Genomic DNA, 8,297 nt, shown 5'->3' with positions numbered 1-8,297 from the left:
TCAGTTATCAAGAAGCGCCGCAAGCGTATGGCCAAGAAGAAGCACCGCAAACTGCTTCGCAAGACCCGCCACCAGCGCCGCAACAAGAAGTAGGACCGTCAGCCGGTTCCAAGCTTCCAAGGTTCGCCAGGAAACTGGCGGACCTTGTGCTTTAAATGCCGGCCGGCTTGGGTAGTGGATGTCACCTAGGCCGCAGGACGTCGCAGCCTGCTCACGCCGCGCCAGAGCCCGTAGACCGCGCCGGCCCCGGTGGCCGCCTTGAGGCCCAGCGTGGCCGCCCGCCGCCCGCTCCTGAAGTCGTAGACCGGCCAGTTGTTGTCCCGGGCGTGCTTGCGCAGCCTGGCATCCGGGTTGATGGCCACCGGGTTGCCCACCAAGGTCAGCAGCGGAACGTCGTTGTAGGAGTCGCTGTAGGCCCAGCAGCGCGCCAAGTCCAGCCCCTGCCGTTCAGCCAGCACTTCGACCGCGACGGCCTTCGCGGGCCCGTGCAGGATGTCCCCGACCAGGCGTCCGGTGTAGGCCCCGTCTTCGACTTCGCCCACGGTGCCCAGTGCTCCGGTCAGCCCCAGTCGGTCTGCGATGACGGCGGCTACTTCGATGGGCGTGGCAGTGACCAGCCAGACTTTCCGGCCCACCCGCAGGTGCTGGTCCGCCAGCGCCCGGGTTCCGGGCCAGATCTTCGAGGCGATGACTTCGTCGTAGACCTCGTCGCCCAGTTCCTTGACGTCCTCGCTCAACAGGCCGGTGGCCAGGGCAAGGGCGGTGTCGCGGATGGACTGGATGTCCTTCAGGTTCTCCCCGCGCATCAGGAACCGGGCCTGCTTGAAACCGAAGCTCGCCGCGTCGCGCATCCGGAAGGAACCCCGCTGGTACATCTTGCGTGCCACATGAAACAGGCTGGCTCCGCGCATGAGGGTGTTGTCGACGTCGAAAAAGGCCGCTTCCGTCCCCGGGTCGGCGGAGACCGAGGCTCGTTGAGCATGGCCGGCGGCGGTCTTGGGCATACATCGAGTCTAACGAGGGGCGGGAATTGTCCGTTCGCTGCCACTGGCCGCTACCGTGGAAGACATGAGTGGATCCCTCGCCGACCGCGGGCACGAACTGGTGCTGCTGACCAAACCCGGCTGCCATGTATGCCAGGCGGCCCGGGAGACCGTGGGCAGCGTCGCAGGGGAGCTCGGCGTCGTCTGGGAAGAGAAGAACATTCTTGAGGACCCGGAGCTCGAGCGCCGCTTCGCCGAGGAGATCCCTGTGGTCATGATCGACGGCGTGCAGCGGGACTTCTGGCACATCGATCCCGAGCGGTTGCGGCGGCTCCTCACGCAGTAGAAGGACGCGTCAGACAGGCGTCATCGGAGTTGGAGACCGGCCCGGGGAAGCTTAACCTAAGGGATACCAGCCGCCGGTGGGAGAACCGCCGGCGGTGCCCAAAACCCGGGACGGCCGGCCAGCCCGACCGGAGCCCGCAGCAGGCATCGGAGCGAAAACAGTGACCCACGTCCCGGACACCGAGGCGGCCAAGCCCTCCGGCCACGAGATTCCACCGGCCGCCCTCGCACGCCTGACGATCTACCTGAGGGCACTGAATGCGCTGGTGGCCGAAGGTACCGAACGCATATCGTCCGAGCACCTCGCCGAATCCGCCGGGGTCAGCCCGCCCACCCTGCGCAAGGACCTGTCCTATCTCGGGTCGTTTGGCACCCGCGGGGTGGGTTACGACGTACGGCTGGTCGGGCAGGAGATTGCCGCCGCTTTGGGCCTCACTCAAGACTGGAAAGTGGCCATCGTCGGCGTCGGCAACCTGGGCAGGGCACTGGCCGGCTATTCCGGATTCACCACCAAGGGATTCGGGGTCGTGGCGCTCTTCGATGCCGACCCGCAGGTGGTCGGGTCGGAGGTCGCAGGGCTGCGCGTGAGCACTATTGCGGATTTGGAATCCGTCCTGCGGCAGACCGGAGCCAACATGGCTGTCCTGGCTGTGCCGGCCGGAGTGGCCCAGGGACTCTGCGACCGGCTCATCGAAGCCGGCGTGGTGAGCATTCTCAGCTTCGCTCCGGTGGTGCTGCAGGTTCCTCCGTACGTGCAACTGCGCAAGGTGGACATGGCCACCGAACTGCAGATTCTGGCCTACCACGCACAACGGGCGCGGGAGGCTTCACACAACTGAAGTCTCCAGCGCCCGTCACGAGCCCGGCTGGCAGATCGGCCGGAAGCAGTACCCCTTAGCGGCCGTAGATACCGAACTTGTGGGCCTTGGTGGCCTGGAAGAACTTGTTGGACGCTGGCAGGAACAGGAGCACGATCGCCGCAATGCCCAGGAGCACCGAGATGGTGCCGAACCAAATGTTGAAGAGACCGAAGAGCGACAGTGCAGCAAAGATGGTGCCGGTGATCCGCGCCCAGTTCTTGCCGGCTTTCACGCCGAAGGCAACCATCAAATACAGGCCCACCGCGATGACGGCCGTAATGACGATGAACACTCCAGCCGTCCCGCTCATCATGTTCGCCAGCTCGGCTTCGGAAAACTGTCCGCCTTGCTCGCCCAGGGCTTCACGGACCGAGGGATCGTTGAGCACCATGGCCATGGTGCCGTCCAGGTTGGCCAGCTCGGACAGCATTTCGATGGCGGTGAGCACGGCCGCGGCGATGATCAACCAGAACGCGATGATGACTTCGCGGGGCGCCGTTGGCTTGGCCGTAGGCTGCGCCTGACCGCCCGGATAGCCGTACTGGCCCGGCACAGCGTTTTGGTAGCCGTAAGGCTGTTGTCCGTACTGCTGGCCGTAGGGCGACTGGCCCTGCTGGCCTTGGCCGTAGGGCTGCTGGCCGTACTGCTGGCCCTGGTCCTGGCCGTAGGCCTGCTGCCCGTACTGCGGCGCGTTCTGGCCGTACTGCCCGTACTGCGGTGCGTTTTGTCCGTAGGGCGGCTGGCTTGAGCCGGGCTCCTGCGGCGCATTCTGGCCGTACTGCCCGTACTGCGGTGCATTCTGCCCGTACCGGGGCGGCTCCTGTCCGCTGGGCCGGGCTTCCCCGTCCCCGGGCTTGTTCGGTTCGTTCTCTGGGGTGCTCATGGCGGATCCTTTTCATCTCATCCACACGGGCCTGCGTGCCGGTCCGCACGGGGCTTGGCAGCTGTTACTGCAACATTACAATGCAGGTCAGCGCCGTGCCGGTCGCCCGGAAGGATGATTTTCTGTCGTGCTGCAGCCCGCGCTCCCGGGCGCCCTGACGAGCCGGGTCTTTTGGGCATATCCGCGCGGTTTGAGACACTTGTACCCATGCCCGAAGCCACCGTCCATCTGCTCCGCCACGGCGAGGTCCATAACCCCGACCGCGTGCTCTATGGCAGGCTGCCCAGCTTCGGGCTGTCCGAGCTGGGCCAGGAGATGGCCCGGCGTGCTGCCGGCTACTTTTCGGGTCTGCGCAACGAGGGCGCCGCAATCAGCTATCTGGTGGCTTCGCCGCTGACCCGGGCGCAGGAGACAGCGGCGCCGACCGCCAAGGCGCTCGGTCTGGAGATCGTGACGGACGAGCGGATCATCGAAGCCGAGAACTACTTCGAGGGCATGGCAGACATCCGCTCGCACCTGCACCAGCCGCGGCACTGGCCGCACCTGTACAACCCGTTCCGCCCGTCCTGGGGGGAGCCTTACGCGGCCCAAGCCGCCCGCATGCGGGAGGCGATTGACGATGCCCGCCGAATTGCAGTCGAACGCGGCGGCGAAGGAGCCGAAGCGGTCCTGGTCAGCCATCAGCTTCCCATCTGGGTGACCCGGCTGTCCTGCGAGGGCAAAAGGCTCTGGCACGATCCCCGCCGTCGGGAGTGCACGCTCGCGTCGGTGACCTCCTTGGAGTTCGACGGCGGACGCCTCGCAGCGGTGCGTTATGCCGAGCCATGTGCCGATTTGCTGCCCGGTGCGGCGAACCTGCCGGGAGCATAATAGAATTACTACGCGTTGTAGAAGTGGGATGCCCCCAACCCACGAAGAAGAGTGTGACTTGTGACTGCCGATAACCCCCGTTTATTCAACCGCCGTGCCGTGTTCAAAGTCGGTGCGGGGCTGCTTGGTGTCCTCTCGCTGGCTGCCTGTTCGGTCGAGGATCCGTTGGCACAACAGGCCAACGCCGGAGATAACAAGAACTACATCGCCGGCGACGGGTCGGTGACCGAGTACGCGCCCGGCTCTCGCGGCGAGCCCGTTCAGTTGACGGCCAAACTCTTCGATGGCAGCACGGTTGATTCAGCCGACTGGGCTGGCCAGGTGACAGTGCTCAACTTCTGGTACGCCTCTTGTGCGCCGTGCCGGCTGGAAGCCCCGGATCTGCAGGCCTTGAGCGAGGAGTTTGCCGACGGAGCCCAGTTCTACGGCGTCAACATCCGGGACGAGCGCCCCACGGCTGAGGCCTTCGAACGGAACTTCGGGGTGACTTATCCCAGCTTCATGGATAAGGACGGCGGCATCCTGCTGGCGATGACATCCTACGTACCGCCGCAGGCTGTACCCACCACGCTGGTACTGGACAAGGAACGACGGGTGGCGGCCCGGATCCTGGGCGTGGCTGACAAGGGCACGCTCAAAGCCCTGATCAAAGACGCAGTGGCCGCGTAGCCGTGGGGTGGGCGACAGCCGCGCTGCCAATGACCGTGGGCGGCGCTTTCGGCGACACGGTGCTCAACGGCTCTGTGCTGCTGGCCATCCCGGTGGCCATGCTGGCCGGGCTGGTTTCCTTCCTCTCGCCCTGCGTGTTGCCGCTGGTTCCGGGCTACCTGGGCTATGTCACCGGACTGACCGGAGTGGACTTGGAACGCCAGCGACGCGGCCGGATGTTCGCCGGAATTGGCCTGTTCGTGCTGGGATTTTCCATCGTTTTCGTCATCATCGGGGCGGTCTTCGGCCAGCTCGGTGCATGGCTGAAAGGCAGCGACGCCGGCTGGGTCACCCAGCTGCTCGGCATCGTCGTCGTCATGATGGGCATCATCTTCATGGGCGGACTCGCGTTCTTCCAGCGGGACCGCAAGATCAACTCGCGCCCGCCGGCCGGGTTGTGGGGTGCTCCCGTGCTCGGCATGACCTTTGGGCTGGGCTGGGCGCCCTGCATCGGCCCCACGTTCTCTGCCGTCCAGGCGCTGGCCTACTCGGGCGGCGCCGATGCGGCCAAGGGGGCATTCCTGGCCTTCGTCTACTGTCTGGGCCTGGGGATCCCGTTCCTGCTGATCGCCCTGGGCGTCCGGCGGGGGATGGGCGCCATGGCGTTTTTCCGCGAGCACCGGCTGTTCCTGCAGCGGGCCGGCGGAGGCATGCTGGTTGTTTTGGGCCTGCTGATGGCCACCGGGCTCTGGGGGGACTGGGTGACGCAATTGCAGGACTGGTTTGCGAATGAAGTGAGGCTCCCGATCTGATGAGTCAGACCCCTGATGACACAACCGTGAAGGACCGCAAGCACAACCGCAACCGGGACAACGTCGCCGTTCCGGCGCTGGGCTTTTTCGGGATGCTGCGCTGGGCATGGACCCAGCTGACGAGCATGCGCACCGCGCTGTTCCTGCTGCTTCTGCTGGCCGTAGCCGCGGTGCCTGGCTCGCTGTTTCCCCAGCGTCCGGCCAACCCTGCGGTCGTCACCCAGTACATTGCCGACAACCCGGACGTCGGGCCGTGGCTGGACCGCTTCCAGCTCTTCGATGTCTACTCCTCGGTGTGGTTCTCCGCCATCTACCTGCTGCTCTTCCTGTCGCTGATCGGTTGCGTCATTCCGCGTGCCATCCAGCACTACAAAGCCATGCGGTCCCAGCCACCCAGGACACCGCGTCGGCTCTCCCGCCTGCCCGAATACGGATCGCTTGCGGTCCCCGCCGAGGCCGGCGTCTCGGCACGCTCTGCAGTGGAAGACGCCGCCAGGCTGCTCAAGCGCCGCGGCTACCGGGTGGACGTGCGCGACGCGGACACTGACCGGCCGTCCGTGGGCGCCGAGCGCGGCTTCGCCAAGGAAGTCGGCAACCTCGTCTTCCACACGTCGCTGATTGGGGTGTTGGTCTCGGTGGCCATCGGCGGCCAGTTCGGCTACACCGGACAGCGGGTGCTGGTCGAGGGCGAAACGTTCGTGAACTCGCTGATCGGCTACGACAGCTTCAACCCGGGAACCGGGTTCACCGAGGACCGGCTGGACGCGTTCTCCCTGCGGCTGGACAAATTCGATGTTGTCTTCGACCGGGAATCCAAGACCCACTACGGCCAGCCGCTCGACTTCACCGCAACCATGACCGTGCGCGAGAAACCGGGAGCCCCGGAAGAGCATCAGGTCCTGAAGGTCAACCATCCGCTGACCATTGGCGGCAGCAACGTCTACCTCATGGGCAACGGCTATGCCCCGGTGGTGACTATCCGCGACGGCGAGGGCAACATCGCCCACCAAGGCCCCGTCGTCGCCATTCCCAATGATGGGGCCTACACCTCCACGATGGTGATCAAGGTGCCGGACGCGAAGCCGGAACAACTTGGCTTTGTGGGTTTCTTCCTGCCGACCGCGATGGAAGGCGAGGATGGAGTGGCCTACGGCAGCGATCCGGATCCGATGAACCCGCGGCTGTACCTGAACTCCTACTACGGCGACCTTGGCCTGGACAACGGCGACCCAAAGAACGTCTTTGTCCTGGACACCAGCAACCTCACCGTGCTCAACGACCGCAACCAGGACGACGGCGGCATTGTGCTGGCTGCGTACGAAACGGCCAAACTGCCCCACGGGATGGGCAGCATCACCTTTGACGGCCTGGTCCGCTATGCGGCACTGGACATCCACCACGATCCGGGCAAACTCGGGGCGCTCGTCTTCTCCACGCTGGCCATGGCCGGCCTCGGCGCTTCCCTGTTTATCGGACGCCGCCGCATCTGGGTGCGCGCGGGAACCCACGAGGATGGGCGCACCATGGTGGAGTGGGGCCTGCTGGCCCGCGGCGAGGACCACCGGCTTGCACCTGAAGCAGCCGCCATCGGCAAACTCCTCCGCGACCAGTGGCTGACGGACGGCGGCCCGAAGGCGCACAATAGCAAGAGCGCCGCCGGCGTTGACAACACCTAAGGACGACACTTTCCATGCCCACGATTGACCAAACACTGGCTCAGTACAGCGAACTGTTCATCTTGCTCGGTGCGATGGCCTTCACCGTCGCCTTCATCGCGTTCTGCTGGGACCTGGCGAAATCGAGCAAGACCATCAAGGCGGTAGAAGACCGGCTGGCTGTCGAACACGCCGCGGCCGGCCAGGCTGGGCTGGTCCGGGTAGCCGGAGCGGCTGCCGGGGGCGGGGCAACAGCATCTGGCGATGGCCTGAACGGCAGAGCCGGAGCTTTTGAGATGGCCGCCGATTCGATGCACTACAGCAAGGAGCGCCGGCCCGCAGCCCGGATTGGCGTTGCCATCACGATTCTGGCCACGGTCATTCTGGCAGCCGGCGTTGTGGCCCGGGGGATGGCAGCGCACCGCGTCCCGTGGGGCAACATGTACGAATTCTGCACCACCGGTGCCCTGATGGTGGCGGTTGTCTATCTGCTCGCTTTGACCCGAAAGGACCTGCGTTTCCTCGGTTCGTTCGTGATCGGGCTCGTGGTCGTGATGCTCATTGCCGCGACCATCGGATTCCCCACCCCGGTGGCCCACCTGATTCCGGCCCTGCAGAGTTACTGGATTATCATCCACGTCTCAGTGGCGGTGCTGGCCTCGGCGCTCTTCACCCTGACCTTCGCCATGTCCGTGCTGCAACTGATCCAGGCCAACCGTGAAGCCCGCGGCCGCGCGGGCAAGGCTGACGCGCTGGCGTTCATGCGCGTGGTCCCATCGGCGCTGTCCCTGGAGAATGCAGCGTACCGGATCAACGCGGTGGCCTTTGTCTTTTGGACCTTCACTCTGGTGCTGGGCGCCATCTGGGCCGAGGAGGCCTGGGGCCGCTACTGGGGGTGGGACACCAAGGAAGTCTGGACGTTCGTGATCTGGGTGGTGTACGCCGGCTACCTGCACGCGAGGGCGACCCGCGGCTGGACCGGTACCCGTGCCGCCTGGCTGTCGATCGTGGGCTACCTGTGCGTGGTCTTCAACTTCACGATCGTGAACGTGTTCTTCGCCGGCCTGCACAGTTACGCTGGCGTCTAGCCGGCGGCCGCGGGTAACCGCGCAAGGGCGTGCCGCTTAACACCGAAGGCCCGCCGCTCTGATCAGAGCGGCGGGCCTTCGGCGTCGGTCGAAAGGCCGGACGCCGGCTATGAACTGCTCCCCGAAAGTTGGACTGAGAAATCAGTCCTTACT

10 protein-coding genes are annotated in these 8,297 nt (G+C 65.4%); 8 read left to right on the top strand and 2 right to left on the bottom strand.

From position 1 onward, the window contains the following. Positions 1 to 93: 30S ribosomal protein bS22 (locus AC5RWT_RS31675; protein ID WP_440293759.1), on the top strand; the 93-nt coding region annotated here is incomplete at its 5' end. Positions 94 to 185: 92 nt separating this feature from the next. On the opposite strand, the gene AC5RWT_RS31670 is transcribed toward AC5RWT_RS31675, so the two are convergent. Then, positions 186 to 1,004 (bottom strand): HAD family hydrolase, encoded by an 819-nt coding sequence (locus AC5RWT_RS31670; protein ID WP_494083678.1) that lies wholly within the window; start codon positions 1,002 to 1,004, stop codon positions 186 to 188. A gap of 64 nt (positions 1,005 to 1,068) precedes the next feature. On the opposite strand from AC5RWT_RS31670, the gene AC5RWT_RS31665 reads away from it, so the two are divergent. Then, a complete protein-coding gene (locus tag AC5RWT_RS31665; RefSeq protein WP_494083677.1) occupies positions 1,069 to 1,329 on the top strand; it encodes a glutaredoxin family protein in 261 nt (86 codons plus the stop codon). A 160-nt stretch (positions 1,330 to 1,489) separates the two neighbouring features. Continuing rightward, on the top strand, positions 1,490 to 2,167 hold the full coding sequence (locus AC5RWT_RS31660) for a redox-sensing transcriptional repressor Rex (RefSeq protein ID WP_494083676.1): 678 nt from the start codon (positions 1,490 to 1,492) through the stop codon (positions 2,165 to 2,167). A 55-nt stretch (positions 2,168 to 2,222) separates the two neighbouring features. On the opposite strand, the gene AC5RWT_RS31655 is transcribed toward AC5RWT_RS31660, so the two are convergent. Then, positions 2,223 to 3,071, bottom strand: a complete 849-nt coding sequence (locus AC5RWT_RS31655) for a hypothetical protein (RefSeq protein WP_494083675.1) — start codon at positions 3,069 to 3,071, stop codon at positions 2,223 to 2,225. A gap of 207 nt (positions 3,072 to 3,278) precedes the next feature. Between AC5RWT_RS31655 and AC5RWT_RS31650 the strand changes: the two genes are divergently transcribed. From AC5RWT_RS31650 to ccsB, 5 genes are read left to right on the top strand one after another with little or no spacing between them, the layout of a single operon-like run. Further along, positions 3,279 to 3,941: a histidine phosphatase family protein gene (locus AC5RWT_RS31650; protein ID WP_494083674.1), complete on the top strand. Its 663-nt coding sequence runs from the start codon at positions 3,279 to 3,281 to the stop codon at positions 3,939 to 3,941. 60 nt (positions 3,942 to 4,001) lie between these two features. Then, the gene (locus AC5RWT_RS31645) at positions 4,002 to 4,610 is read left to right on the top strand and encodes a TlpA family protein disulfide reductase (RefSeq protein WP_493966693.1); all 609 of its coding nucleotides are present in this window, start codon (positions 4,002 to 4,004) and stop codon (positions 4,608 to 4,610) included. 29 nt (positions 4,611 to 4,639) lie between these two features. Then, positions 4,640 to 5,401: a cytochrome c biogenesis CcdA family protein gene (locus AC5RWT_RS31640; protein WP_494083673.1), complete on the top strand. Its 762-nt coding sequence runs from the start codon at positions 4,640 to 4,642 to the stop codon at positions 5,399 to 5,401. Continuing rightward, the gene (gene resB, locus AC5RWT_RS31635; RefSeq protein WP_494083672.1) at positions 5,401 to 7,077 is read left to right on the top strand and encodes a cytochrome c biogenesis protein ResB; all 1,677 of its coding nucleotides are present in this window, start codon (positions 5,401 to 5,403) and stop codon (positions 7,075 to 7,077) included. Before AC5RWT_RS31640 ends, resB begins: the two co-directional genes overlap by 1 nt. A 14-nt stretch (positions 7,078 to 7,091) precedes the next feature. Beyond that, positions 7,092 to 8,144: a c-type cytochrome biogenesis protein CcsB gene (ccsB, locus tag AC5RWT_RS31630; RefSeq protein WP_493966691.1), complete on the top strand. Its 1,053-nt coding sequence runs from the start codon at positions 7,092 to 7,094 to the stop codon at positions 8,142 to 8,144. Positions 8,145 to 8,297 lie beyond the last annotated feature (153 nt).

It is taken from the genome of Arthrobacter sp. Dra40, from assembly GCF_059091905.1.
Note: the sequence above shows the minus strand (reverse complement) of the source record. Positions and strands in the feature narration are given on the sequence as shown.